This is a genomic window from Nocardioides sp. LS1, assembly GCF_003865225.1.
Lineage (GTDB): Bacteria > Actinomycetota > Actinomycetes > Propionibacteriales > Nocardioidaceae > Nocardioides > Nocardioides ginsengisegetis.
Genome location: NZ_BIFF01000005.1, coordinates 545,761 through 571,428 on the forward strand (window position 1 = coordinate 545,761; position 25,668 = coordinate 571,428).

The window sequence follows — 25,668 nt, forward strand, 5'->3', positions numbered from 1 at the left end:
GGACGTGCCCGACAGCAGCCGCCTCGCCGTCCTCATCGACGCCGACAACACCTCCGCCACCCACGCCTCCGCGATCCTCGAGGAGCTCGCGCGGTACGGCGTCCCGACGGTCAAGCGCGCCTACGGCGACTGGACGACCCAGGGGCTGGTGCGCTGGAAGGACGAGCTCCACCGCCACGCGATCCAGCCGGTCCAGCAGTTCGCCTACACGACCGGCAAGAACTCCACGGACTCGGCGCTGATCATCGACGCGATGGACCTGCTCTACACCGGCCACCTCGACGCCTTCGCGATCGTCTCCTCCGACAGCGACTTCACCCGGCTGGCGACCCGGCTCCGCGAGGCCGGCAAGACCGTCTACGGCCTGGGTCGCCGGCGCACCCCCGCCTCGCTCGTGGCGGCCGTCGACCGCTTCATCTACCTCGAGGTGCTCGGCACCCAGTCCGGCCAACAGCCGCCGGCGCCGCACGACGACGAGACCAACGGCGACGAGCCGGGGGCTCCCCTGCCGCCGCTCGAGCCGCTGATCCGCGCGGCCATCGGCTCGACCTCGCAGGACGACGGCTGGACCTCGCTCTCGGCGGTCGGCAGCCACATCAGCAAGAACGACCCGTCGTTCGACTCCCGCAACTACGGCTTCCCGAAGCTCGTGGAGCTCGCCCGCGCGCAGAACTACGTCGACGTCGAGCAGGAGCCCGGCCACCCGGTGCGGATCCGGCTGAGGTCGGCCCGCCCCGCCAGGAAGGCCACCAACCGGAGGGCAACCGCGAAGAAGACCGCGAAGAAGCAGGCCGCGGGGAAGCCTCAGACCGGGTAGGACTGCACGAACTCCGTCAGCCGCTTGAGCTGGTCGGGGTCGGTGCTGGGGATGACGCCGTGGCCGAGGTTGAAGATGTGGCCCTTCGCCGCACGGCCGGCCTCGATCACCTCGGCGGCGCGCGCGGTCATCACGTCGGTCGGCGCGAAGACCAGGGTCGGGTCGAGGTTGCCCTGGACGCCGCGGTCGCCGACCTGCGGGATCGCGGACGCCAGCGGGGTGCGCCAGTCGACGCCGACGACGTCGGCGCCGGCCTCACCCATGAGCGTGAGCAGGTTGCTGGTGCCGACACCGAAGTGGATCCGCGGGACGCCGAGCTCGCCGGCCGCGGCCAGCACCCGTGCGGAGTGCGGCATCACGTGGGCCGCGTAGTCGGCGGGGGTGAGCGCGCCGGCCCACGAGTCGAAGAGCTGGACGGCGCTGGCGCCGGCCGCCACCTGGACGTCGAGGTAGGCCGCGGAGATGCCGGAGATCTTGCGCATCAGCGCGTCCCACACGTCGGGGGCGCCGAACATCATCGCCTTGGTCTTCGCGTGCTCCTTGGACGGACCGCCCTCGACGAGGTACGACGCCACGGTGAACGGCGCGCCGGCGAAGCCGATCAGCGGGGTGCTGCCGAGCTCGCCGACCAGGCCCCGGACCGCCTGGCTGATGAACGGGACGTGCTCGGGGGTCAGGTCGGGGATGGCCTCGACGTCGGCGAGGGTCCGCACCGGCTGGGCCACGACGGGGCCGACCCCGGGCTTGATGTCCAGGTCGACGCCGACGGCCTTGAGCGGCAGCACGATGTCGGAGAAGAAGATGGCCGCGTCGACGCCGTAGCGGCGGACGGGCTGCAGGGTGATCTCGACGACGAGGTCGGGGTCCATGCAGGACTCCAGCATCCCGGTGCCCTCGCGGACCTTGAGGTACTCCGGCAGCGACCGGCCGGCCTGGCGCATGAACCACACCGGGGTGTGCGGCACCGGCTCACCCCTGGCGGCCCGCAGGAAGGCACTTCCGGAGAGGTCGGGACGGGTCGTTTCGGTGGCTGCCACGAGACGAATCCTCGCAGGTCAAGCGGCGTGTTCGCACATCGGTCGGGTGGCACGGGCCTACTGTGAGCGCATGGTCGTCCGTCAGGAGACGCACCCCGGAACGGGTGCGGGCGCGAGCCCCCCGGAGTTCCGGGAGGCCGTGGCCAGCATGCATGCTGCCCGGCTGCGCCCCGAGGTCTTCTGCGAGGAGATGCCGGCGCCCCAGCGGATCGCGCCCTTCGCCTCTGCGCTGTCGGCCGACGTGACCGTCGACGACACCGATGTCGGCACCGGCCGGATCATCCTGCTGCACGACCCCGCGGGCAACGACGCGTGGGAGGGCACCTTCCGCTGCGTGGCCTACGCCCGCGCCGAGATCGAGCTGGACCTGATCACCGACCCGATGCTGGCCAGCGTCGGCTGGTCGTGGCTGACCGAGGCGCTGGAGGCCCACGGGGCGACGTACCTCGCCGCGTCGGGCACCGTCACCCGCGTGGCCACCGAGAGCTTCGGCGGCATGGCCGACGAGGGCGGCACCGCCCAGATCGAGATCCGCGCCTCCTGGACCCCCGTCGTGCCGATCACCGCCGCGCCCGGCACCCCGCTCGACCTGGGCCCGCACGTCGAGGCGTGGGGCGAGCTGCTGTGCACCGCCGTCGGGCTCCCGCCGGTCCCCGAGGGTGTCGCGGTGATGCCGAGCCGCCGCGGCCAGCGGGGCTCGGTACGCTGATCCATGCCCTCCACACCCGACGCCGACGAATCCGTGGAGACCGAGGCGACCTCCGACGAGGCCCTCGAGGCCCCCGAAGCCCCCGCGCCGCCCAAGCCCCTCCTCACCCTGCGTGACGGACTCGGTCCCGTCGTGGAGACCGAGGCCGCGCTGCGCGAGGTCTGCGCGGCGATCAGGGCCGGCACCGGCCCGGTGGCCGTCGACGCCGAGCGGGCCTCGGGCTACCGCTACTCCTCCCGCGCCTACCTGATCCAGCTGCGGCGCGAGGGGTCCGGCAGCCACCTGGTCGACCCGATCGCCTTCGACGACCTCGCCCCGCTCCAGGAGGCCATCGGCGACGCCGAGTGGATCCTGCACGCGGCGACCCAGGACCTCCCGTGCCTCAACGAGGTCGGCCTCACCCCGACCGCGCTCTTCGACACCGAGCTGGCGGGCCGCCTGCTCGGCTATCCCCGGGTCGGCCTGGCCACGCTGGTCGAGACGCTGCTCGGCTTCCGGCTGGCCAAGGAGCACTCCGCGGTCGACTGGTCGACCCGTCCGCTGCCCGAGCCCTGGCTCGAGTACGCCGCCCTCGACGTGGAGGTCCTCGTCGAGCTGCGCGACAAGCTCGCGGCCGAGCTGGTCGCGGCCGGCAAGGACGAGTGGGCACGCCAGGAGTTCGACAACCTGCGCACCTTCGAGCAGGCCCCCCGCGTCGACGCCTGGCGGCGCACCTCCGGGCTGCACCGGGTCCGCGGCCGGCGCCACCTCGGCGCGGTCAAGGCGCTGTGGGAGACCCGCGACGAGATCGCCGAGCAGCGCGACGTGACGCCCGGCCGGATCATCCCCGACGCCGCCATCATCGCCGCCGCCACCGCGATGCCCAGTGAACGTGGGGCCCTGCTGGCCACCAAGGGCTTCCACGGTCGCGGCGCCGAGCGCTACTCCACCCGCTGGATCGCCGCGCTGCGCGACGTGGCCGCGATGGACGAGTCCGAGCTCCCGACCCGCGCCCCCCGCGGGGACGGGCCGCCGCTCCCCCGGGCCTGGGCCGAGAAGGACCCCGTCGCGGCCCGGCGCCTCGCGATCGCCCGCGAGGCGATGGCCGCGCTGGCCGAGCAGCACGGCATGCCGGTCGAGAACGTCCTCACCCCCGACTACCTCCGCCGGACCCTGTGGACGCCGCCGCACACGCGCGAGCCCGGGACGCTCCTGGACGAGGTCGCCGGACAGCTCGCGGCGTACGGCGCCCGCAGCTGGCAGATCGCGCTGACCTCGCCACTGCTGACCCAGGCGATCCTGGACGCCGACGCCGAGGCGGCCGCGAAGGCGGCTTCGGCTGTGCCTGACAGCGACGACGACGAGCAGGCCGCCGAGGCCTGAGCGGCCTCAGCCCGAGGGCGTCGCGCTCGGCGAGGCGTTGTCGGGGTCGAGCACGGTCCTGGACTCCGCGTCGACCTCCTCGCTCAGGCCCAGGAGGTCGTCGAGGACCGGGATGTTGAGCATCTCCTGCAGGGTGCCGCTGACGGCGCGCTCCAGGTCGGAATAGGAGTCGAGCAGCGGCGGGACCTGCATGGAGCGCACGGCGGTGTTGAAGACATTGCTGTGCGCGGGGAGCCGGCCCGGCTGCAGGAAGACGTCGGACAGGGCGACGTCGAGGTTGGCCGGGGCGAGGTATCCGGCATGGGTCACCCGGCCCACGGACTGCGCGGACAGGGCGTGGACGAGGAAGTCCGCGGCCTCGGGCGTGGAGGCGGCGTCCTTGGAGATGCACAGGCCGGTGATGTCGCCGACGGTCGCGGAGCTGTCGAGGACGGGCATCGGCATCACGTCGAACTCCAGACCCTGCACCTGGCGCAGCTCGGGGACGAGCGAGCGGAAGCCCTCGATCATCCCGAGCTTGCCGCGCTCGAACCACTTCAGCGGCGTGGCCCGCTCGACCTCGCTCTTGCTGAGCGTGAGGTGCGGGTCGCGCAGGAGCTCCAGGGTCCGCTCGAGGGCGGCCTGGGTGTCGCCGTCGGAGAACGCCAGCGAGGTCGGCTGGTTGTCGTCGTCGAAGAGCTTGCCGCCGCCGCTGTAGATGAAGGGCGCGAGGCCGCGCAGGGTCGGGTCGACGTACAGGCCGTGGGTGCCCTTGCGGGGGCGGGTGGCGAACTCGGCGGCCGCGGCGAACTGGTCGAAGGTCCACTTGGTGGCGCCCTGGCTGATGTCGGGGGCGTCGAGGCCGCGCGCGATCATCGTGTCGAAGTCGATGAGCTCCTTGTTGTAGAAGATCACCATCGGCGAGACGCCGTAGGGCATGCACTGCAGACGGTTGTCGGAGCTGAAGGCCTGCAGCGCCTCGCGGGAGTAGCCGTCGCCGAAGTCCACGCCGCGCTCGTCGAGCATCGCGTCGACGGGTTGGGTCAGGCCCTGCTCCTGCAGCCAGGCGAGGTCGCCGCGGGAGACCATGAAGACGTCGGGGATGTCGTCGCCGCTGCGGATCGCGCGGATCAGGCCGTCGTGGTCGGGCCACGAGCGGACCTCGACCTTGCTGTCCTGCGAGAGCGAGTTGTAGTTGTCCGCGACCCCCTGGAAGGCCGAGATCTCGTCGGCGGGGCCGTAGACCCCGAACTCCAGGGGCGTCTTGGGCGTCGCGCTGATCGGGCTGGGCGCGGGCTGCTGGGTGCCCGAGTCGCAGCCGGCGAGGGCCAGGCTGGCGGCGAGGGCCAGAGCCAGGACGGGACCGCGCACGCGCACCAGCACCCCTTTCGATGGACGACGTCGGGCCCGGAAGGACGTGCCCGGGGCCGTGCCCACCCTATCGACTGGGCGGGCACTCCTTGCGCGCGTCGAGCCGTGAACCACGACCGTGATCTTTACCATGAACGCTGTGCCACGCGTCCTTCCCCACGCAGTCCCCGTCGCGCTGACCGCCCTCGTCCTCCTGCTGGGCGGCTGCGGCTCCGACGACCCCACGACCTCGGCCGACCACGCGATCGGGGCCCCGCGCCACCACCGCGCCCAGCCGGCCACGCCCCCGCCCAGCGAGCCACCGGCTCAGGGCACCGGCGGCGGCAAGGGCGGCCTGAGCAAGCCCCGGCACCAGGACGGCGGCAAGGACGGCGGCAAGGTCGCCTCGCTGTTCAGCCCCGGCGACCCGCGCCCCACCACGATGGGGGCGCACCTGCTGACGGCGCGCGCCATGCCGGTGGTCAGCAAGGGCTCGTGGCGGATCGTCCGCAACGGCGCCGAGGACGAGCGTCCCGTCGGCGCCTGCCAGAAGACGTCGCTGGAGACGATCGGCGCGGTCAGCGCCGTGCTCCGCGACTACGACGGCGGCGGCACGCTGCGTGCCACCCAGGTCGTGGCCCGCTTCGCCGACAAGGTCTCCGCCGCCCGCGCCCACGGCGTGCTGACGGCGTGGCGCAACGACTGCGCGCAGCGCCTGGACTTCCCGCGCACGAAGGTCGGCCCGATCGTGCAGGTCGCCACCCACCGGGGCCTCGGCGAGGCCTACCGGTCGGCGTTCGGCCCGAAGTCCGGCCGTGCGCTGGCGAGTGGCTTCGGCATGGTGTGGAAGGGCCGGTTCCTCTCGATCATCGAGATCGCGGCGGACACCACGACCTACCCCGCCGACTGGGACCCGGCCCGCGCCGCGGTCCGCCGGATCTCACGCACCTTCGCCTGACGCGTCGAGGCGGGCCAGCTCCTCGGGCGTCAGCCGGAGGTGCACGGCGCCCGCCGAGTCCTGGATCGAGGCCGGCCGGCTGGCGCCCGGGATCGGCACCACGTGGTCGCCCTGCGCAAGGATCCAGGCGATGCAGACCTGCTGCGGGCTGACGCCGTGGGCGCGGGCGACCTCCTCGAACGCCGCGTGGGTCGACCCGAGGCCGGCCGCGTCCTGCATGCCGCCCAGCGGGCTCCAGGGCAGGAACGCCAGGCCGAGCCGGGCGCACAGCTCGAGCTCGGGCAGGCTGGTGCGGAAGGCCGGGCTGAACTCGTTCTGCACGCTGACCAGCGCGTCGCCCAGCACGGCGTGGGCCTCGGCGATCTGGCCGGGGTCGGCGTTGGAGATGCCGACCGCGCGGACCAGCCCGGCGTCGTACAGCTCCTTCATCGCGCCCATCGTCTCGGCGTAGGGGACGGCCGGGTCGGGGCGGTGGTGCTGGTAGAGGTCGATCGCGTCGACGCCCAGGCGGCGCAACGAGCCCTCGACGGCCTGACGCAGCCAGGCCGGGCGGCCGTCGACCGGCCAGTCGGCGCCGTCGCGGCGGATGCCGCCCTTCGTCGCGACCAGGACCTCCTCGGAGCGGCCGCGGAGCGCCTCCGCGATGACCTCCTCGTTGTGGCCCAGGCCCTCGTCGGTGGGGTGGTCGTCGGGCCCGTAGCAGTCGGCGGTGTCGATGAGGGTCACCCCGAGGTCGAGGGCGGCGTGCACCGTGGCGATCGCGCGCTCGCGGTCGGGGAGGCTGCCGTCCCGGCCGGGCCGGGACAGCGGCATCCCGCCGAGCCCGATCGCGCTGACGGTGCGGGTGCCGAGGCGTCGAGTGATCACCGGACGACCGTAGCGGTCAGGGCAACGCGTGCAGGCGGCGCGCCTCGACGACGACGCGCTCGAAGACCGCCCTGTCCAGGGCCGCGCCCTCGCGCCGGATGCCCGCGGGGTCGAGCACGATGAGGCGGTCGAGGCGGACCTCGCTGGGGCGGCGCTCCCGGTCCCACGCGCCGGTGCCGACGTCCATCCACGCCCGGCCCCACCGGGCCTCATCCGCGGCGTCGCGGTCGTGGTCCTTGCTGGTCAGCATCAGGCCCAGCCACTGCCGTCCGCGGCGCCCGACCAGCAGCACCGGCCGGTCCTTGCCGCGGCTCGCGTCCTCCTCGTAGGGCACCCAGGCCCACACGACCTCGCCCGGGTCGGGGCGGCCGTCGGCCCGGGGCGCGTAGGAGACGGCGTCGCGACGGCGACGGGTGAGCCGGCGGAGAAGTGATCGCACAAGGCCCAAGACTAGGAGTGCGCCGGACCGGGAGCGCCTCACGGCGCGTGGCCGCTCGTAGCGGCTTATTTTGGGACCCGGGGCTGCCGCGGCCCGGCGCACTCTGGGGGAGAGTCTAACGACCGACCAAGGCAGGGTCACATCAAACGCCGTGACGTCGGTCGCCTGGTTCAGACGGGCTCCCCCTGAGCTACAGCAGGCGGTGGCGCATCTCGGCGTGCCCCGCGGCCTCGAGCTGCTCGGCCAGCACCAGCATCCGCTGGACCTCGGCGGCCGACGAGCCGGGCAGGCTCGCCCGGCCGGTCGCCACGACGCGCGCGAAGGCGGAGGCCCGGAGCAGCACGTCGGCGAAGTCGCTGCGCGCGATCCCGCGGAGCACGTCGTCGGCCATCGCCCGGAGCTCGTCGGGACCCGGCGGGTCGGCCACGCCGGCGACCACCCGCGCCACCTGCGCCCGCACCCGGCCCGCCTCGAACTCGCGGGCCACACCGACCGGGTCGGCGTACACCCAGGAGCGCAGCAGGTAGAGCCGCCACAAGCAGCCCGCCAGCGAGTCGGCGGGCGAGCCCGACCAGACCTCCGCGATCGCCTCGATGCCCTCGGTGTCGGCGAGGTGCAGCAGCCGCTCGGCGACCTCCGCGTCGCCGGCCTCCCGAGCGCCCCGGACCAGCAGCGACGCGGCCCGGTCGGCAGCCTCGGAGATGAGGGCCGGGTCGTCGCCTCCGACGATGTCGTCGAAGAAGCCGGCGCCCGGCGTCATCGGGCGGTGGTGGGGGCGATCGGTCACCACGTCAGGTTACGACCCGCCCGCCAGCGCCTTGCGCAGCCGCTGGTCGGAGACGGGGTAGGGCGTGCCGAGGTGCTGGGCCCACAGCGAGACGCGGTACTCCTCCAGCATCCAGCGCACCTGGCGCAGGTGGGCGCCGGGCGGTCGCCCGTCGGGGAGCGCGTCGAGCTGGTGCAGCCAGGCGTCCTGGAGGTCGGCGATCTGGTCCATCAGCTGGCGGTCGCGGTTGACCGCGTTGCCGCCGCCGTCCAGCTTCTCGCGGCGTACGTCGATCGCCGCGAGGTAGACGCGGTAGCGGCGCAGCTGGGCGGTGCCGGCCTCGCCGACGAAGCCGCGGTGCACCAGGCGGCCGAGCTGGGCGCGCATGTCGGTCAGCGCGGGCAGCTGGGCCATGTCGGCCCGGCCGGACAGCGACTTCTCGGTGTGCCGCCAGGCCGCGAGCACCTCGATGAGGTCCTGCATGACCGCGCGCAGGTGGGCCTCCTGGTCGGCCGCGGCCGCGACCCGGAGCGCCTCGAACGCGGCCTCGTCGCGGACCGCCGGGCGGGCGTCGATCGTGGCCTGGACGACCGCGGCCCGGCAGTCGTCGAGCAGCTCGGCGACCGAGGCGTAGGGCGACCCGGCGAGGCCCAGCTTCTGGGCGTTGTCGAGCCCGTCCAGGACCTTCCGGACCGGAGAGGGCGTGGTCAACAGGAGCAGTCGCCGCACGCCGAGCCGGTGCTGCGCCTCCTGCTCGGACGCGGACCCGAAGACCTTGAGGCCCACGGTGGCGCCCTCGTCGACGAGGCCCGGGAAGCCACGCACCTCGTGGCCGGCGCGCTTCTGCGTGAAGGAGCCCTCGACGGTGCCGAAGACCCACGCGGTCTCGCCGGTGCGGGTGATGCCGCTGTCGGCGGCGACCTCGGCCATCGCCTGGGCGAACTTCGGGCGGAGCGGCTCCTTGAGGGCCTCGAGGTCCTTGCCGCGGGCCTGCTCCGTGCCGTCCTCGTCCACGACCCGGTAGGTCGGGCGCAGGTGCTCGGGGACCTTCGCCCAGTCCCACGCCTCGCGCGGCACGACGACGCCGGTGGTGGAGCGGAAGTGCCGCTCGAGGGCGTCGAGGAGCGGCTCCTCCCCCGCCGGGACGGCGGCGAGGAAGTCGCGGGCCCGGTTGGGGGCGGGCACGAAGTTGACCCGGAGGTTCTTCGGGAGGCTGCGGATCAGCGCGGTGACGAGCTCCTCGCGCAGGCCGGGGACGTTCCAGGAGAAGTCGTCGGCCGCGACCCGGTTGAGGGTCGCCACGGGGACGTCGATCGTCAGGCCGTCCTCGGCCGCACCGGGCTCGAAGTGATAGCTGATCGGGAAGGTCAGCCCCTCCCCGGCGCCGCTGACCCACTCCTCGGGGTAGTCCGAGCGCCGGATCTCCTCGGCCGTCTCGTGGGTCAGCATCGAGGGGTCGAAGGTGAGCAGCTCGGGGTTCTTCTGGCGCTCGCGCTTCCACCACTGGTCGAAGTGCGCGCCGCCGACCACGTCGGCGCCGACGCGGGCGTCGTAGAAGTCGAAGAGGGTGTGCTCGTCGACCACGATGTCGCGGCGGCGGGCCCGGTGCTCGAGCTCCTCGGCCTGCTCGAGCAGCTGGAGGTTCTTCGCGTAGAACCGGTGACGCGTGCTCCACTCGCCGTAGACGAGGGCGTGCCGGATGAACAGCTCGCGGGCCAGCGCCTTGTCGACGTTGCCGTAGTTGATCAGCCGGTCGGCGACCAGCGGTACGCCGTACAGCGTGACCCGCTCGTAGGCCATCACCGCCGCCCGCTTCTTCGACCAGTGCGGCTCGGAGTGGGTGCGCTTGACGAGGTGGCTGCCGAGGCGCTCGGCCCACTCGGGCTTGATCGCGGCGTTCTGGCGGGCCCAGAGACGGCTGGTCTCGACGAGCTCGCCGGCCATCAGGAACTGGGGGTTCTTCCGGGCCAGGCCGCTGCCGGGGAAGATCGCGAACTTCGCGCCGCGGGCGCCGAGGTACTCCCGCATCGGGCGCCGTCCGCCGCCGCTTCCTCCGGTGGTCGAGCCTGTCGAGACCCGCTCCTCGAGCAGGCCGATGTGGGAGAGCAGCCCGGACAGGAGGGCCTGGTGGATGCCGTCGGCGTCAGGTACGTCGGCGGGCTGGCCGACCTCGACCTTCATCTCCTTGCAGACCTGGCGCAGCTGGGACTCGAAGTCCTGCCACTCCCGGACCCGCAGGTAGTTGAGGTACTCGCGCTTGCACATCCGGCGGAAGGCGCTGCTGGACAGCTCGCGCTGCTGCTCCTTGATGTAGCGCCACAGGTTGAGCCAGGTCAGGAAGTCGCTGTCCTCGGCCTTGAAGCGCGCGTGCTGCTGGTCGGCCTGGGCCTGCTGCTCCGCCGGCCGCTCGCGCGGGTCCTGCAGCGACAGCGCCGCGGCGATCACGATGACCTCCCTGACGCAGCCGAGCCGCTCGGCCTCCAGCACCATCCGGCCCAGCCGCGGGTCGATCGGCAGCCGGGCCAGGCGCTGGCCGAGCCGGGTCAGGCGCTGCCGGTCCGCCGGCCCCCCGGTCGAGACCGCGCCGAGCTCCTCGAGCAGCTGCACGCCGGCGGTGACGTTGCGCTTGTCGGGCGGCTCGACGAACGGGAACCGCGCGATGTCGCCCAGCCCGAGCGAGGTCATCTGGAGGATGACCGAGGCCAGGTTGGTGCGCAGGATCTCCGGGTCGGTGAACTCCGGGCGGGCCTCGAAGTCCTCCTCGGAGTAGAGCCGGATCGCGATGCCGGCCTCGACGCGGCCGCACCGGCCCGAGCGCTGGTTGGCCGAGGCCTGACTGATCGGCTCGATCGGGAGTCGCTGGACTTTGGTCCGCACGGAGTAGCGCGAGATGCGCGCGACGCCGGTGTCCACGACGTACCGGATCCCCGGCACCGTCAGCGACGTCTCCGCGACGTTGGTGGCGAGCACGACCCGGCGGCCGGTGTGCGGGGCGAATACCTTGTGCTGCTCGGCGGCGCTGAGCCGGGAGAAGAGCGGGACGACCTCGAGCGGGTTGCGCAGGTTGAGGTCGGAGAGCGCGTCGGCGGTGTCGCGGATCTCCCGCTCGCCGGGCAGGAACACCAGGATGTCGCCGGGTCCCTCGGCCGCGAGCTCCTTGACCGCGTCGCAGATCGCCTCGGTCTGGTCGCGGGTGACGGCCTCGCCCTCCTCGTCCTCCTCGGGCAGCTCCATGAGCGGCCGGTAGCGGATCTCGACGGGGTACGTCCGGCCGGTCACCTCGATGATCGGCGCCGGCTGCGGTTCCCCGTTGTCGCCTGCCGAGACCGAGAAGTGCCGGGCGAACCGCTCGGGGTCGATGGTCGCCGAGGTGATGATCAGCTTGAGGTCGGGACGCTGCGGCAGCAGCCGGCGCAGGTAGCCCAGCAGGAAGTCGATGTTGAGGGACCGCTCGTGGGCCTCGTCGATGATGATCGTGTCGTACTTCAGCAGCTTGCGGTCGCGCTGGAGCTCGGCCAGCAGGATGCCGTCGGTCATCAGCTTGACCCGGCTGCTGCGCGAGGTCCGGTCGGTGAAGCGGACCTGGTAGCCGACCAGGTCCCCCAGCTCGGTCCCCAGCTCCGACGCGATCCGCTCGGCCACCGACCGGGCCGCGATCCGGCGCGGCTGGGTGTGCCCGATCAGCCCGCCCGTACGTCGCCCGTCGCGGCCCTTCGTGGCCACGCCCCGCCCCAGCTCGAGGCAGATCTTCGGGAGCTGGGTCGTCTTGCCGGACCCGGTCTCCCCCGCCACGATCACGACCTGGTGGTCCCGGATCGCCTTGGCGATGTCGTCGCGGCGCTGCGAGACCGGCAGCTCGTCGGGGTAGACGATCTTCAGCTCAGCCGCAGGCGCGCCCTGCTGAGGGGACTGATCGGGCTGCGTGGACATGGTGGGCGCCATTGTGCCCGCGCGGCCCTCGCGCGGGCGAACGGGTTAGCGCAGCACCTGGATCCGGGCGCTGACGGTGTAGTCGCGCACCTCCCAGCGACTGCCTTCGTCGAGGCCGAGCGACCAGTAGAACGTGGGCTCGGAGTCCGCGACGCCCCACACCACCCTATTGCCCGCGACCAGGCCGCGGTGCGTTCCGAGGGCACCGTCGAACTGCGCACGGTCGACGAAGCTGCCGTCCTTGGACCGGTAGTAGCCCAGGACGACGTAGGGGTGCGTCGTCCCGCGCGGGGCGCCGCCGTACACCGAGACCCGGAGCTTGTCGTAGGCCACCGCCGTGGGCAACGGGACGGCGTTGACAGCGATCGCGAAGCTCTGGGCCGTGCGCTTGCACGTCGTCTGCGAGTAGAGGCCGAGACCGCCCTTCCAGCCGTACGACGGGTGGTGGGAGATCGTGCTGCACGCCCCGGGGTTCTCACGCACCAGCGCGCGCTGGGCGGTGTAGGTGTGGGTCCACGTCTTCCAGACGGCGTGCCGGTCGGAGATCTTCAGCGGGGCAGACGCCTCCGCGACGTTGCCCCAGTAGTCGACGACCGTCGCGCGGACGGTGTAGACGCCGTTGGGTAGGTGGCCGCCGTCGCCGTCGGAGCCGCTGAAGACCTCACGGTCGACGCGCCTGATCGTGTGCCTGGCGGGCAAGCGCAGCACGGTGCCGTCGGGAGCGACGACGTCGAGTCGGAGGCGCTGCCCCGTGCCGGAGCGGATCGTGATCCGGACCTCGTCGGCGTAGCCGTCCTGGGCCCAGTAGAGCGCGGGACTGTCGAGCTCGAGGCGCACCCCGGGCGGGCGCGTGTGCGGCGTGACCGGGCGGAACAGGCTCGTCCCCTCCAGGTGCCCGTACTGGTCGGTGTCACTGACCGCCGTGACGCTGAGCCGGAGGTCGTGCTCGTCGAACCCAGTCGTGGGAACGGAGTAGTCGAAGTGGTTCCCGGACACCGGGCTCGTGCCCTGAGACGCCACGGTCGTCGGCGACGTGGTCGTGTCGAGGAGCTGCCACTCGACCGAGTCCGGCGAGACGGGTGACGAGTCGAGCCACGCGTCCTGGGGCCCCGGGCCGACGTCGTTCTGGCTCCCGACGGTCACCGTCAGCTTGCGCACGAGCCAGACGGTGGTGTCCGCGACGGTGTCCGAGCAGCTCGTCAGGTCGGCCGCGCACCGCTGGACCGCGATGTACGTCCCGTCCTGGTCGGTCGGGAGGAACTCGATCGTGGTCCCACCCTGGTCGGCGAGCTGCTGGGTGTGCCCGTTCCACGAGGCGACCAGGACCGTGGTGTCGGTCGCCGGGTCGTTGGCCGAGTCGTCGACCGTGACGACGTACGGCGTGTGGTCGGGGTTGAACGAGGTCACCTCGGGCCAGGTGACCACCGGCGGGGCGAGGTCGTCGGCGAGGGCGGAGGCCGCGGGGACGGTGAGGCCGGCGACGGCGAGGAGCAGGACGAGGAGCCGGACCGTGGTCCGGGCGTACGTGGGCATCGAGAGGTTCCTGAGGGCGTGACGGGACAGTGAGGTACGGGCCCCCGTCGCACCCGCGGCCGGCGGAGGGACGCCACGCGGGCCACATTCTGCCCCGGAACCGTCGCGGCGTGTGCCTCAGCACGCGCCATGTCGCGTCCTCAGGCACACGCGGCCGGGAAAGACGTGGAGTGCGGGCCCCCGTCGTGCCCGCACTCGGCGGTGGGACGGCGGGCCCTGCCCCTCATGACGCGGTTCCGACTCAGGTGTTGGTGCCGCTCGTCGTCTCGCCGCTGGAGTCGGGCTGCACGCCCTGCTGCGGGGCGGTGCCCGGCGGGAGCTGGCCGGGCACCTGTCCGGGCTGGCCCTGCTGGAACTGCCCGCGGCCACCACCCGGCCCGCTGGTCTCGCCGCCGTTGCTCACTGCGCCGAGCACCGCGCCGCCCGCGCCGCCGAGGATCAGGCTGGCGAGCGACACGGCGGTCACGGCGCGCAGGCCGAGGACGCGGTCGCGGAGGCGGGGCGCGGCGGGCGGGCGGTACGACGGGGTCGGGGTTCGGTCTCGGTGCTCATGCCGCCCAGCGTGGGTCGGTGGGCTGTGCGGATCCTGTGCCGGAACGATGCAGGAGTCGTGAGGTCGGCACAGAGCGCCCACAGGAAACGCACAGCGAATTCCGGCAGAGTGCGGGCATGGAGCTGACCCGGGCCGACGGATCCCCCCTGCGCGTGCTGGTGGTGGACGACGAGGTCAACATCGCCGAGCTGATCTCGATGGCGCTGCGCTACGAGGGCCTCGACGTCGCCACCGCCCACACCGGCAGCAAGGCGGTGTCCGCGGCGAAGGAGTTCAAGCCCGACGCGGTCGTGCTCGACATGATGCTGCCCGACTTCGACGGCCTCGAGGTGCTGCGCCGGATGCGCAGTGCGGACCCCGACGTACCCGTGCTCTTCCTGACCGCCCGCGACGCCGTCGAGGACCGGATCGCCGGCCTGACCGCGGGCGGCGACGACTACGTGACCAAGCCGTTCTCGCTCGAGGAGGTCGTGGCCCGGCTGCGCGGGCTGATGCGGCGGGCCGGGGCCCAGCAGGCCACGTCCAGCTCGGTCCTGACCGTCGGCGACCTGAGCCTGGACGAGGACAGCCACGAGGTGTTCCGCGGCGGCGAGGAGATCTCGCTGACGGCCACGGAGTTCGAGCTGCTCCGCTTCCTGATGCGCAACCCGCGCCGGGTGCTGTCCAAGGCGCAGATCCTCGACCGCGTGTGGAACTACGACTTCGGCGGCCAGGCCAACGTCGTCGAGCTCTACATCTCCTACCTGCGCAAGAAGGTCGACGCCGGGCGCGACCCGATGATCCACACGATGCGCGGCGCCGGCTACGTCCTGAAGCCGGCCTCGTGAGGGACCGCCTCGCCTCGCTCACGGCCCGGCTGGTCATCACCGCGGTGGCGCTGGTGGCGGTCGTCTCCGTGCTGGTCGCGACCGCGACCACGCTGGCGATGCGCTCGACCCTGCTCGAGCGCCTGGACCGGGACGTCCAGTCGTCGATCGGGCGCGCCAACGACCACGACAACGACCAGGACTCCGGCCCCCGGCCGCCGCTGGACCCGCGCTACCAGGGGCCCGGCACCCTCATCGCCAACCTCGGCAACGCCACCCCCCGGGGCTGCGTGCTCAGCGAGGAGCACCGCGGCTGCAAGGCCCTGTCCACCGCCGCCCTCGACGTGCTCGCCCGCGTCCCCCAGGACGGCGGCGTGCACAGCGTGAGCCTGCCCGCGTTCGGCGCCTACCGCGTGAAGGTGGTCGGCACGTCCGACGGCGACCTGCTCGTCACCGGCCTGCCGATGACCAGCGTGCAGGAGACGGTGAACTCCCTGATCGGCTGGGAGCTCCTGCTCACCCTGCTGGGCACGGGGGCGGCCGCCGCCGCCGGCCTCCTCGTCGTACGTCGCCAGCTGCGACCGCTCCACGAGGTCGCCTCCACCGCGCACGCGGTCGCCGCCCTCCCGCTGGCCTCCGGCGAGATCGACCTGACCGAGCGGGTGCCGGCGCACCTGACCGACGAGCGCACCGAGGTCGGCCAGGTCGGCGCCGCCCTCAACACCCTGCTCGCCCACGTCGAGTCCTCGCTCGAGGCCCGGCACCGCAGCGAGCAGCAGGTGCGGCAGTTCGTCGCCGACGCCTCCCACGAGCTGCGCACCCCGCTGGCGACCATCGCCGGCTACACCGAGCTCGCCCGCCGCCGCCCCGACGAGTCCACCGTCCGCACCGCCCTCGGCAAGGTCGAGGAGGAGTCCGGCCGGATGACCTCGCTGGTCGAGGACCTGCTGCTGCTGGCCCGGCTCGACGCCGGCCGGCCCCTGGAGCGCAAGCCCGTCGACCTGACCCGGCTCCTGCTCGAGGCGGTCTCCGACGCCCGGGTCATCGCCCCCGACCACCGGTGGCGGCTCGAGCTCGGCGACGACGCAGTCGAGGTGCAAGGCGACGGCCAGCAGCTCCACCAGGTCGTGACCAACCTGCTCACCAACGCCCGCAAGTACACCCCCGCCGGCACCACCGTCACCGTCCGCGCGATCCAGCGCGACGGGATGCGCGGCTTCGCCGTGCACGACGACGGACCCGGCTTCGAGCCGGAGCTGGCGGCCCACGCGTTCGAGCGGTTCGCCCGCGGGGACCGGGCCCGGACCCGCGGTCCGGCCGCCGGCGGAGCCGGCCTCGGGCTGGCGCTGGTGCAGGCGATCGTGACCGCCCACGGCGGCACCGTCGCGCTCGACTCACGCCCCGGCGACACGACCGTGAGCGTCGAGCTGCCCCTCACAGGCGACTGACAGCCGCGCCCGACGGGCGTGCCAGCGCCGCCCACGAGGGTCGGGGCATGACGACCCAGACCGCCCACCGGACCGGCCTCGCCACCCTCCTGCTCGGCACGGCCGGGCTCTACCTCTGGGGGCTGGGCTCCTCCGGCTGGGCCAACTCGTTCTACGCCGCGGCGGTCCAGGCCGGGTCGGAGTCGTGGAAGGCGCTCTTCTTCGGCTCCTCCGACGCGGCGAGCTCGATCACCGTCGACAAGACCCCGCTCTCGCTGTGGCCGATGGCGCTCTCGGTCAAGGTCTTCGGCCTGTCCTCGTGGAGCATCCTCGTCCCGCAGGCCCTCGAGGGCGTCGGCGCGGTCGCGTTGCTGCACGCCTCGGTCCGTCGTACGACGGGGTCGGCCGCGGCCGGCCTGCTCGCCGGTGCGGTGCTGGCCCTGACGCCCGTGGCGGTGCTGATGTTCCGGTTCGACAACCCCGACGCGATGCTCGTACTGCTGCTCGTCGGGTCGGCCTACGCCACGCTGCGGGCGGTCGAGGCCACCTCGGTCCGCTGGCTCGCGCTCGGCGGCGCGCTGGTCGGGCTGGCGTTCCTGACCAAGATGCTCCAGGCGTTCCTCGTGCTGCCGGCGCTGGCGCTGGTCTACCTGCTGTTCGCCGCCCTGCCGTGGCGCCGTCGGGTCATGCACCTGCTGGTCGCGTTCGGAGCGATGGTCGCCGCGGGCGGCTGGTGGCTGGCGATCGTCGAGCTCTGGCCGGCCGCGTCCCGCCCCTACATCGGCGGCTCGCAGGACAACTCGATCCTCGAGCTCACCCTCGGCTACAACGGCTTCGGCCGGCTCACGGGCGACGAGACCGGGTCGGTCGGTGGGGGCGCCGGGGGCGGCGGCTGGGGGTCGACCGGCCTGCTGCGGATGTTCGACAGCGAGATCGGCGGCCAGGTCGCGTGGCTGCTGCCGGCCGCGCTCGTCCTCGGTGTCGCGGCCCTGTGGTTCGCCCGCGGTCTCGACAAGCTCGACCGACAAGACCGCCAGGCGGGGCTGACCCTCTGGCTGGGCTGGCTCGTGGTCACCGGCCTGACGTTCAGCCTCATGGCCGGTATCTTCCACGCCTACTACACCGTCGCGCTGGCCCCGGCCGTCGCGGCGCTGGTCGCGATCGGCGCCCACACCCTCTGGCAGCGCCGCGGCTCGCTGGCCGTCTCCGGCGTGCTGGCGTTCACCACGGCGTTCACGACCTCCCTGGCGTTCGTCCTGCTCGACCGCGCGGGTGACTGGCACCCGTGGCTGAAGTACGTCGTGGCCACCCTCGGCTTCGCCGCCGCCCTGATGCTCGCCGGCGTCCGGCACCTCCCCCGCCGGGTCGGGCAGGTCGTCGCCGCGACCGCGATCGTGGCCGCGCTGGCCGGCCCCACGGCGTACTCCCTGGCCACCGCGGCCACCCCGCACACCGGGTCGATCCCCACGGCCGGGCCCACGAGCTCGAGCGGCCCCGGCGGCGCTGCCGGCGGGCTGCTGAACGGCAGCACCCCCGGCACCACCCTCACGGCGATGCTGACCTCCGACGCGTCAGGCTGGACGTGGGTGGCGGCGGCGGTCGGCTCGAACTCGGCGGCCGGCTACCAGCTGGCCAGCCAGGAGCCGGTGATGGCGATCGGCGGCTTCAACGGCAGCGACCCGAGCCCGACGCTCGCGCAGTTCCAGACCTACGTCGCCGACGGGCAGATCCACTACTTCATCGCGAGCGGTGGCCTGGGCGGCCCCGGGGGCGGCGGGCCGGGCGCCGGCGGCGGCACCTCGTCGGAGATCGCCGCGTGGGTGGCGGCGAGCTTCGAGGCGCAGACGGTCGACGGAGTCACCGTCTACGACCTGTCCTCCGGCGTCGTGTAGCCGCCGGGGTCAGGAAGGACCGGGGACGGCGTCGACCAGGGCCGGGAGGGACGCCGCGAGGATGCCGAGCAGCTCGTCGCGGGTCACCCCGGCCGGGTCGACCACCCAGGTCAGCACGAGCTCCTCGGCCAGGGCGGCCCAGCCCCGCACGATCAGCCGGGAGGCCGGGGTGTCGGGGATGATCGTGCCCTGGGCGTCCTCGCGGAAGATCCGGTCCGTCAGCGCCGACCGGGCCTCCTCGTAGATCTCGCGCAGGGTGTCGTTGCCGCCCGCGGCGCCCTTGACCAGGGACAGGTAGCCCTCGTAGTTGGCGACGACGTAGTCGAGGTAGGCCGCCACGGAGACCAGCAGCCGCTCCAGCGGCTCGCCGTCGACCGGCGGCGCGGTCTGCGCGATCAGGTCGTCGGCGGCCCGGCGTACGACGGCCTCGTGGAAGGCGTGCTTGTTGCCGAAGTAGTGATAGAGCAGGCCGCGCGAGATGCCGGCCTCCTCGGCCAGCAGGTCGATGGAGAGCTCGTCGAGGGACCGGGTGGCGAGCAGCCGGACCCCGAGGTCGAGGAGCTGCGAGCGCCGCTGCTCGGGCGTGAGCCGGGTCCGGGACCCGGTGGGTGTGGTGGCCGTCACGTCCTCCATCCTATTGACACTTTTTCAATAACGCCAATACCGTCGGGGCATGACCCTCGACACGGACCAGTCCACCACGGTCAAGCACCTGATCGTGGGAGCGGGCTTCGCCGGCCTGTGTGCGGCGATCAAGCTGCAGGAGGACGGCGAGACCGACTTCCTCGTCATCGAGAAGGGCGCCGACGTCGGCGGCACCTGGCGCGACAACACCTACCCGGGTGCGGCCTGCGACGTGCCGAGCCAGCTCTACAGCTACTCCTTCGCGCCCAACCCCGACTGGTCGATGAGCTTCTCCCCCCAGCCGGAGATCCACGCCTACATCCAGAAGGTCGCCCGGGACGCGGGCGTGCTGGACCGCTTCCGCTTCCACACCTCCTTCGTCTCCGGCGCCTGGGACGACGCGGCCGGGGCCTGGGTGAGCGAGATCGAGGGCGACCACGGTCGCGAGACGGTCCGCTCCACGACCCTGGTCGTCGGCGCCGGCGGCCTGTCCGAGCCGAAGCTGCCCGACATCGAGGGCATCGAGGACTTCCGCGGCGAGGTCTTCCACTCCGCGCGCTGGGACCACTCGGTCGACCTGGCCGGCAAGCGGGTGGCCGTGATCGGCACCGGCGCCTCCGCGATCCAGATCGTCCCGAAGCTGCAGGAGGTCGTGGGCCACCTCGACGTCTACCAGCGCACCGCGCCCTACGTCCTGCCCCGCAACGACCGCCGCTACGGCCGGCTCGAGAAGGCCGCGCTGCGGCACCTGCCGGGCCTGCAGAAGCTCTACCGCTCGGCGATCTACTGGGGCCGCGAGACCTACGTGCCGGGCTTCACGCGGCAGCCGAAGCTGGCCCTGCCCGCCAAGAAGCTCGCGCTCGGCAACATCGCCAAGGGCATCAGCGACCCCGAGCTGCGCGCGAAGGTCACCCCGGAGTTCGAGATCGGCTGCAAGCGGATCCTGATCTCCAACACCTACTACCCCGCGCTGGCCGCCGAGAACTGCGACCTGGTCACCGACCGGATCGCCCGGGTCACCGACCGCTCGATCGTGACCGCCGACGGCACCGAGCGCGAGATCGACGTCCTCGTCGTCGCGACCGGCTTCCACACCACCGAGCTGCCGATCACCGAGCACATCGCGGGCCGGTCGGGCACGACCCTGGCCGACCAGTGGCGCGAGACCGGCATGGCGGCGTACAAGGGCACGACCGTCCCGGACTTCCCCAACTTCTTCATGCTGGTCGGGCCCAACACCGGGCTGGGACACTCGAGCATGGTCTTCATCATCGAGGCGCAGGTGGAGTACCTCCGCGCGGCCGTGGCCACCATGGAGGCCCACCGCTACGGCACCGTCGAGCCCACCCGCGCCGCCACCGACGCGTGGAACGCCGACGTGCAGCGCCGGATGCAGCGCACCGTGTGGAACACCGGCGGCTGCGCCAGCTGGTACCTCGACGACCACGGCCGCAACACCGTCCTGTGGCCCCGCACCACCGTCGCGTTCCGCCGGCTGCTGGCGTCCTTCGACGTCGCGGCGTACGACGTGACCGCAGCCCCTGCCCCGTCCGTCCCCACCCGTGAGGAAGTGACCGTATGAAGACGCTCGACGACAAGGTGGTCGTGATCACCGGTGCCGGGTCCGGCATCGGCCGCGCGCTGGCGCTGAACCTCGCACAGAAGGGCTCGCTGCTCGCGCTCTCCGACGTCGACGAGGCCGGGCTCGCCGAGACCGTCGACCTGGTCAAGGCCGCCGGCGCCCGCGAGGTGCGCAGCGACCGCCTCGACGTGGCCGACCGCGACGCGTTCGCGTCGTACGCCGCCGCCGTGGCCGATCAGTTCGGCCGGGTCAACGTGGTCATCAACAACGCCGGTGTCGCGCTGGCCGGCGACCTCGTCGAGCTGACCTACGAGGACATGGACTGGATCGTCGGGGTCAACTTCTGGGGCGTCGTGCACGGCACCAAGGAGTTCCTGCCGCACCTGATCGCCTCCGGCGACGGGCACGTGGTCAACCTGTCCTCGCTGTTCGGGCTGATCTCGATGCCCGGGCAGAGCGCCTACAACGCGACCAAGTACGCCGTCCGCGGCCTGACCGAGGCGCTCCGCGAGGAGATGCTGATCGCCGGCCACCACGTCGGCGTCACCTCGGTGCACCCGGGCGGCATCAAGACCGCGATCGCCCGCAACGCCCGCGTCTCCGCGAGCGAGGACAAGGAGGCGACCGCCCGGCTCTTCGACGAGAAGCTCGCGAAGATGACCCCCGAGCGGGCCGCCGAGATCATCGTCAAGGGCATCCTCGGCAACAAGGCGCGGGTGCTGGTCGGGCTGGACGCCCACGCGCTGCACACGTTCGCCAAGTTGACCGGGTCGCGCTACCAGGACGTGATCGCGAAGGTGTCGCAGAAGGTCGTCCCGCCGAAGGCCACGATCGTCTGATACACCTCGGGCGTGAGCCCGCAGCCCGGTGACGCCGTCCGGTTCGTGATGACCAAGTGGGGCGATCGTGCCCACTGGGAGTTCGACGGGGTGCTGCTCGGCAGCGACCACCACGGCGACTGGGTCGGCATCCCCGGCGGCACGTTCATGTCGCGCCCCGGGGCGGAGTACGTCGCCCAGGTCGACCAGGTCGGGCTGGTGCCCGCGCCGACCCTGCCCGACGAGTCGCGCGGCTGGCTGGCGACCTTCCACGCCCGGGGCGGGCCGGTGCGCGTGTACGTCGACATGACGACCCCGCCGGTCTGGGACGGACCGGTGCTGCGCGCCGTCGACCTCGACCTCGACGTGGTGTGCGGGCCGACCGGGCGGGTGTGGGTCGACGACGAGGACGAGTTCGCCGAGCACCGGGTGGCGTTCGGCTACCCCGACGAGGTCGCCCGGCTCGCGATGACGTCCTGCGACCGCGTGCAGGCGGCGGTCACCGCCGGCGAGGCGCCGTACGACGGGACGGCCGCGGCCTGGCTGGAGCTGCTCGCCGCCCGGTGACCTAGGGGCTGTCGACCTCGGCGTCCGGGCGTCGCGAGCGCCGGGCCGTGCGACCGGTGCGGGTGCGGAGCGGCCCGACGAGGCGGGGACCGGCCAGCCGGCCCTCGAGCTTCTGCGCCTCGCGGCCGAGCGGCTGGGCGACGTACTCACCGAGGATCACGCCGGAGGACAGCGCGATCGCGATCGAGGCCGCCGCGGCCATCGCGAGCAGCCCGTCGGAGCTGCTGGCGCCGCCCTCGGCGAGCAGCGCCAGGCCGCGGTAGATCGAGAGACCGGGCAGCATCGGGACCACGGCCGAGACCACGACGACGAGCGGCGGCACCCGGAACCGGCCGGCCACCGGGTAGCCGACGAGACCGATGAAGAACGCCGCCACCGCGGTCGACCACGCGACGCTGAACCCCTGCAGGGCGATGGCCTGGCTGATCACGATCGAGACCGAGGCGATGAGCGCGATCGGCGCGATGATCCGGACCGGGGCGTAGCACGCGAACGCGAAGGCGGCCGCACAGATCGCCGACCCGACGGCCATCACCGTGACGCTCTTGAAGTCCGCGCGTCCGGGGTCGAGGCGGCCCACCTCGACGCCGAAGAACGAGCCGAGGCTGAGGCCGCCGCTGACACCGGCGATGATGCCGGCGGTGGCCAGCAGCGCCTCGGTGAGCCGGGCGCCGGCGGTGACGTAGAAGCCGGACAGGGCGTCCTGGAGGGCGCCCATGAACCCGATCCCCGCGAGCAGCATGACGATGTTGGCGGTCACGACCAGGGACGCGTCGACGCCCAGGTGGGTGGCGGTGGCGAGGACCGCGAGGATCGTGGCGACCCCGCCGCCGGCGACCTGGCGGTAGAAGAACGGCACCCGGCGCCGGGCCATCACGTGCTGGAGCCGGTCGATGCAGACGGCCGCGACGAAGGCGATCGCGATCACCCAGCCGCTGCCGCCGAGGAGCAGGCCGACGCCGCCGCACATCACGCCCCAGCCGAGGGTGACCGCCCAGCGCGGGGTGTTGTGGCCGCTGGAGACGATCCGGGCCAGGCGGGCCCGGGCCTCCATGAGGTCGACGCGGTCGCTGAGGACGTCGCGGACCAGGTGGTCGACCTGGGTGAGGTCCTCGTAGTCGATGTCGCGCTGCTTGACCTGCCGGATCTGGAAGAGCGCGGGTTCCTCGGGGCTGGGCTGGAAGCTCATCGACAGCGACGTGAACGTGACGTCGAGGTCGGGGTGGCGGACCCCGAGCTGCCAGGCGAGCGACTGCATGGTGGCCGTCACGTCGGCGGCGCCGGCGCCGGAGGACAGCAGGATCTCGCCGACGCGGAGGCAGAAGTCGAGGGTCAGGTTCAGAGCGCGTGCCTCCAGCATGTGCGCCATGTTCCCAAGGACCCGCGTGTGCTTCGCTTGCGGGGTGCGCATCGACTTCCACGGCTCCCTCGAGCCCACGATCGGGGTGGAGTGGGAGTTCGCGCTGGTCGACACCACGACCCGCGACCTGGCCAACTCGGCCTCCGACCTGTTCGCCGCGGCCGGCCCGGTGCTGCCCGACCCGGGCAAGCTGCACAAGGAGCTGCTGCGCAACACCGTCGAGGTGGTCACGGGCGTCTGCCGGACCGTTCCCGAGGCGGTGGCCGACCTCCGCCGTACCCTCGAGGCGGTCGTGCCCGTGGCCGACGGGCTGGGCGTGGACCTGTACGGCGGCGGCACCCACCCGTTCGCGTCGTGGAGCCACCAGCAGCTCACCGAGGGGCACCGCTACGAGGAGCTGATCAACCGGACCCAGTGGTGGGGCCGGCAGATGCTGATCTGGGGCGTGCACGTGCACGTCGGCCTGCCCGAGCGGGAGCGGGTGATGCCGGTGCTGTCCTCGCTGCTCAACCACTACCCCCACCTGCTCGCCCTGTCGGCGTCCTCGCCGATCTGGGCCGGCGTCGACACCGGCTACGCCTCCAACCGGGCCCTGATGTTCCAGCAGCTGCCGACCGCGGGGCTGCCGTTCCAGTTCGCGACGTGGGCGGAGTTCGAGGCGTTCGCGACCGACCACCTGGTGACGGGTGTCATCGACGAGCTGTCCGAGATCCGCTGGGACGTCCGTCCGGCCACCCACCTCGGCACGCTGGAGAACCGGATCTGCGACGGCGTCTCCTCCTTCGAGGACCTCGCCGGGCTCGTCGCCCTGATGCACTGCCTCGTCGTGGACCTCGACACGCGCCTCGCGGCCGGCGAGACCCTCCCCACCATGCCGCCGTGGCACGTGCAGGAGAACAAGTGGCGCGCGGCCCGCTACGGCCTCGACGCGATCGTGGTCCTCGACGCCGCCAACACCGAGCGGCTGGTCACCGAGGACCTCGCCGACCTGCTGGTCCGGCTGGAGCCGGTCGCGGCCCGGCTCGGCTGCCTCGACGAGCTCGCCTCCGTGGCCGCGATCCCGGAGCGGGGCGCGTCGTACCAGCGCCAGCGCGCCGTCGCCGCCGCCACCGGCGGCGACCTGGTGGCGGTGGTCGACTCCGTCGTGCGGGAGCTCCGGGTCGGGCTGGGCTGCTAGCCCTCCTCGGGCTCGACCATCTCCAGCCGCACGCCCAGGAGCCGCACCGCCCGGTCGTGCTCGACCCGGTCGAGCAGCTCGACCGCCGCGTCGGCCAGCACCTCAGGGTCGTTGGTCGGCGCCGGAAGCGTCAGGCTGCGGCTGACCGTGATGAACGGCGCGAACCGGACCTTGATCCCCACCCGCGCCGCCGGCCGGCCCTCGCGGTCGATGTCGGCCACGACCCGCTGCGTCAGGGCGCGCACCTCCTCGGCGATCCGGGCCCAGTCCTCGAGGTCCTCCTGGAAGGTCGCCTCGCGGCCGTGCGCCCGCGGCACCCACGGCGTCGCGTCCACCCGGCTGGCGTCCGCGCCCCGGCCGAGCCGGTGGTACCACGGCCCCATCGTCGGCCCCAGCTCCGCCGCCAGCACCCGCACGTCGGACTCCGCGAGCTGGCTCACCGTGTCGATCCCGAGCGCCGCGAGCCTCTTCTGCGTCTTGCGGCCGATCCCCCACAGCGCGTCGGTGGGCCGGTCGCCCATCACCTCGAACCACGTCTCCGCCGTCAGCTGCCACACCCCGCGGGGCTTGCCGAAGTCGGTGGCGATCTTGGCCCGCAGCTTGTTGTCGCCGATGCCCACCGAGCAGTGCAGCCCGGTCGCCTCCAGCACCCGCGCCCGGATCTCCCCGGCGAACTCGCGGGGGTCGAGCGCCGCTGCTGCCTGGGGGGACCCACCCCCCTCCCCCTCACCCATGGCACCCGACCCGGCCGCCACGAACGCCTCGTCCCAGCCGAGCACCTCGACGACGACCGGCACGCCGCCCCACTCCAGGGACCGCAGGGTCGCCATCACCTCGGCGGACGCCTCGTCGTAGGCCGCGCGGTCGGCCGGCAGGAACACCGCGTCGGGGCACTTGCGTGCCGCGACGCGCAGCGGCATGCCGGAGCCGACCCCGAACGCCCGTGCCTCGTACGACGCGGTCGCCACCACGCCGCGCTCCGTCGGGTCTCCGCGGCCACCGACGACGACCGGCAGGCCGGCCAGCTCGGGGCGGCGCAGCACCTCCACGGCCGCGATGAACTGGTCGAGGTCGACGTGCAGCACCCACGCCTGGCCCGGGGGCCGGTCGTTCAC

General features: G+C 73.0%; 22 protein-coding genes. 11 read left to right on the forward strand and 11 right to left on the reverse strand.

Annotated features, from left to right (window positions below):
- Positions 1 to 4: 4 nt before the first annotated feature.
- On the forward strand, positions 5 to 817 hold the full coding sequence (locus EJF31_RS16835; protein ID WP_125038280.1) for an NYN domain-containing protein: 813 nt from the start codon (positions 5 to 7) through the stop codon (positions 815 to 817).
- Here the strand turns inward: EJF31_RS16835 and hemE are convergent.
- Positions 805 to 1,854 (reverse strand): uroporphyrinogen decarboxylase, encoded by a 1,050-nt coding sequence (gene hemE / locus EJF31_RS16840; RefSeq protein WP_125038281.1) that lies wholly within the window; start codon positions 1,852 to 1,854, stop codon positions 805 to 807. The two genes, EJF31_RS16835 and hemE, sit on opposite strands and share 13 nt — an antisense overlap.
- A 70-nt stretch (positions 1,855 to 1,924) precedes the next feature.
- Between hemE and EJF31_RS16845 the strand changes: the two genes are divergently transcribed.
- Together EJF31_RS16845 and EJF31_RS16850 are read left to right on the forward strand one after the other, a co-directional pair.
- Positions 1,925 to 2,563 (forward strand): DUF3000 domain-containing protein, encoded by a 639-nt coding sequence (locus EJF31_RS16845; protein ID WP_125038282.1) that lies wholly within the window; start codon positions 1,925 to 1,927, stop codon positions 2,561 to 2,563.
- A 3-nt stretch (positions 2,564 to 2,566) separates the two neighbouring features.
- Complete coding sequence (locus tag EJF31_RS16850; protein ID WP_125038283.1) at positions 2,567 to 3,925, forward strand: HRDC domain-containing protein; 1,359 nt, start codon at positions 2,567 to 2,569, stop codon at positions 3,923 to 3,925.
- Positions 3,926 to 3,931: 6 nt separating this feature from the next.
- Here EJF31_RS16850 and EJF31_RS16855 read toward each other — a convergent pair whose 3' ends face one another.
- The gene (locus EJF31_RS16855) at positions 3,932 to 5,275 is read right to left on the reverse strand and encodes an ABC transporter substrate-binding protein (RefSeq protein WP_185736325.1); all 1,344 of its coding nucleotides are present in this window, start codon (positions 5,273 to 5,275) and stop codon (positions 3,932 to 3,934) included.
- 139 nt (positions 5,276 to 5,414) lie between these two features.
- On the opposite strand from EJF31_RS16855, the gene EJF31_RS16860 reads away from it, so the two are divergent.
- Positions 5,415 to 6,212, forward strand: coding sequence for a hypothetical protein (locus tag EJF31_RS16860; protein WP_125038285.1), 798 nt, complete (start codon positions 5,415 to 5,417; stop codon positions 6,210 to 6,212).
- Here the strand turns inward: EJF31_RS16860 and EJF31_RS16865 are convergent.
- The 6 genes from EJF31_RS16865 to EJF31_RS16890 form a co-directional block, all read right to left on the reverse strand.
- Positions 6,195 to 7,079, reverse strand: a complete 885-nt coding sequence (locus EJF31_RS16865; RefSeq protein ID WP_125038286.1) for an aldo/keto reductase — start codon at positions 7,077 to 7,079, stop codon at positions 6,195 to 6,197. The two genes, EJF31_RS16860 and EJF31_RS16865, sit on opposite strands and share 18 nt — an antisense overlap.
- 16 nt (positions 7,080 to 7,095) lie before the next feature.
- Positions 7,096 to 7,518 carry a type II toxin-antitoxin system PemK/MazF family toxin gene (locus EJF31_RS16870; protein ID WP_125038287.1) on the reverse strand — a complete coding sequence of 141 codons (423 nt, stop codon included), beginning with the start codon at positions 7,516 to 7,518 and terminating at the stop codon, positions 7,096 to 7,098.
- Between the two features lie 190 nt (positions 7,519 to 7,708).
- A complete protein-coding gene (locus tag EJF31_RS16875; protein ID WP_260430918.1) occupies positions 7,709 to 8,305 on the reverse strand; it encodes a hypothetical protein in 597 nt (198 codons plus the stop codon).
- Between the two features lie 9 nt (positions 8,306 to 8,314).
- A complete protein-coding gene (gene hrpA, locus EJF31_RS16880) occupies positions 8,315 to 12,214 on the reverse strand; it encodes an ATP-dependent RNA helicase HrpA (RefSeq protein WP_185736326.1) in 3,900 nt (1,299 codons plus the stop codon).
- Between the two features lie 45 nt (positions 12,215 to 12,259).
- A complete protein-coding gene (locus tag EJF31_RS16885) occupies positions 12,260 to 13,747 on the reverse strand; it encodes a hypothetical protein (RefSeq protein WP_125038289.1) in 1,488 nt (495 codons plus the stop codon).
- Between the two features lie 241 nt (positions 13,748 to 13,988).
- Complete coding sequence (locus EJF31_RS16890; protein ID WP_125038290.1) at positions 13,989 to 14,213, reverse strand: hypothetical protein; 225 nt, start codon at positions 14,211 to 14,213, stop codon at positions 13,989 to 13,991.
- A gap of 203 nt (positions 14,214 to 14,416) precedes the next feature.
- On the opposite strand from EJF31_RS16890, the gene EJF31_RS16895 reads away from it, so the two are divergent.
- The 3 genes from EJF31_RS16895 to EJF31_RS16905 are packed head-to-tail and all read left to right on the forward strand — an operon-like array spanning position 14,417 to position 18,425.
- Positions 14,417 to 15,127 carry a response regulator transcription factor gene (locus EJF31_RS16895; RefSeq protein ID WP_125038291.1) on the forward strand — a complete coding sequence of 237 codons (711 nt, stop codon included), beginning with the start codon at positions 14,417 to 14,419 and terminating at the stop codon, positions 15,125 to 15,127.
- Positions 15,124 to 16,554: a cell wall metabolism sensor histidine kinase WalK gene (locus EJF31_RS16900; RefSeq protein WP_125038292.1), complete on the forward strand. Its 1,431-nt coding sequence runs from the start codon at positions 15,124 to 15,126 to the stop codon at positions 16,552 to 16,554. The genes EJF31_RS16895 and EJF31_RS16900 overlap by 4 nt, the downstream gene beginning before the upstream one ends.
- Positions 16,555 to 16,601: 47 nt before the next feature.
- Positions 16,602 to 18,425 (forward strand): glycosyltransferase family 39 protein, encoded by a 1,824-nt coding sequence (locus tag EJF31_RS16905; protein ID WP_125038293.1) that lies wholly within the window; start codon positions 16,602 to 16,604, stop codon positions 18,423 to 18,425.
- Positions 18,426 to 18,434: 9 nt separating this feature from the next.
- On the opposite strand, the gene EJF31_RS16910 is transcribed toward EJF31_RS16905, so the two are convergent.
- Positions 18,435 to 19,049: a TetR/AcrR family transcriptional regulator gene (locus EJF31_RS16910; RefSeq protein ID WP_373994725.1), complete on the reverse strand. Its 615-nt coding sequence runs from the start codon at positions 19,047 to 19,049 to the stop codon at positions 18,435 to 18,437.
- 49 nt (positions 19,050 to 19,098) lie between these two features.
- On the opposite strand from EJF31_RS16910, the gene EJF31_RS16915 reads away from it, so the two are divergent.
- From EJF31_RS16915 to EJF31_RS16925, 3 genes are read left to right on the forward strand one after another with little or no spacing between them, the layout of a single operon-like run.
- Positions 19,099 to 20,631, forward strand: coding sequence for an NAD(P)/FAD-dependent oxidoreductase (locus EJF31_RS16915; protein WP_125038295.1), 1,533 nt, complete (start codon positions 19,099 to 19,101; stop codon positions 20,629 to 20,631).
- Positions 20,628 to 21,470 carry an SDR family oxidoreductase gene (locus tag EJF31_RS16920; protein WP_125038296.1) on the forward strand — a complete coding sequence of 281 codons (843 nt, stop codon included), beginning with the start codon at positions 20,628 to 20,630 and terminating at the stop codon, positions 21,468 to 21,470. Before EJF31_RS16915 ends, EJF31_RS16920 begins: the two co-directional genes overlap by 4 nt.
- A 12-nt stretch (positions 21,471 to 21,482) precedes the next feature.
- Positions 21,483 to 22,016, forward strand: a complete 534-nt coding sequence (locus tag EJF31_RS16925; RefSeq protein ID WP_125038297.1) for a DUF402 domain-containing protein — start codon at positions 21,483 to 21,485, stop codon at positions 22,014 to 22,016.
- A gap of 1 nt (position 22,017) precedes the next feature.
- Here the strand turns inward: EJF31_RS16925 and EJF31_RS16930 are convergent, their stop codons facing one another.
- Positions 22,018 to 23,376, reverse strand: a complete 1,359-nt coding sequence (locus EJF31_RS16930) for a threonine/serine exporter family protein (RefSeq protein ID WP_125038298.1) — start codon at positions 23,374 to 23,376, stop codon at positions 22,018 to 22,020.
- Positions 23,377 to 23,419: 43 nt separating this feature from the next.
- On the opposite strand from EJF31_RS16930, the gene EJF31_RS16935 reads away from it, so the two are divergent.
- Positions 23,420 to 24,553 carry a glutamate--cysteine ligase gene (locus tag EJF31_RS16935; protein ID WP_221767620.1) on the forward strand — a complete coding sequence of 378 codons (1,134 nt, stop codon included), beginning with the start codon at positions 23,420 to 23,422 and terminating at the stop codon, positions 24,551 to 24,553.
- Here EJF31_RS16935 and EJF31_RS16940 read toward each other — a convergent pair.
- Positions 24,550 to 25,668, reverse strand: a complete 1,119-nt coding sequence (locus EJF31_RS16940) for a DNA polymerase IV (protein WP_221767621.1) — start codon at positions 25,666 to 25,668, stop codon at positions 24,550 to 24,552. The two genes, EJF31_RS16935 and EJF31_RS16940, sit on opposite strands and share 4 nt — an antisense overlap.

Excerpts from the sequence above, each read along its gene's own strand:
- EJF31_RS16885 (WP_125038289.1), bottom strand. The coding sequence starts at position 13,747 with ATGCCCACGTACGCCCGGACCACGGTCCGGCTCCTCGTCCTGCTCCTC.
- EJF31_RS16895 (WP_125038291.1), top strand. The coding sequence starts at position 14,417 with ATGGAGCTGACCCGGGCCGACGGATCCCCCCTGCGCGTGCTGGTGGTG.
- EJF31_RS16915 (WP_125038295.1), top strand. The coding sequence starts at position 19,099 with ATGACCCTCGACACGGACCAGTCCACCACGGTCAAGCACCTGATCGTG.
- EJF31_RS16930 (WP_125038298.1), bottom strand. The coding sequence starts at position 23,376 with ATGCTGGAGGCACGCGCTCTGAACCTGACCCTCGACTTCTGCCTCCGC.
- EJF31_RS16920 (WP_125038296.1), top strand. The coding sequence starts at position 20,628 with ATGAAGACGCTCGACGACAAGGTGGTCGTGATCACCGGTGCCGGGTCC.
- EJF31_RS16850 (WP_125038283.1), top strand. The coding sequence starts at position 2,567 with ATGCCCTCCACACCCGACGCCGACGAATCCGTGGAGACCGAGGCGACC.
- EJF31_RS16845 (WP_125038282.1), top strand. The coding sequence starts at position 1,925 with ATGGTCGTCCGTCAGGAGACGCACCCCGGAACGGGTGCGGGCGCGAGC.
- EJF31_RS16905 (WP_125038293.1), top strand. The coding sequence starts at position 16,602 with ATGACGACCCAGACCGCCCACCGGACCGGCCTCGCCACCCTCCTGCTC.
- hrpA (WP_185736326.1), bottom strand. The coding sequence starts at position 12,214 with ATGTCCACGCAGCCCGATCAGTCCCCTCAGCAGGGCGCGCCTGCGGCT.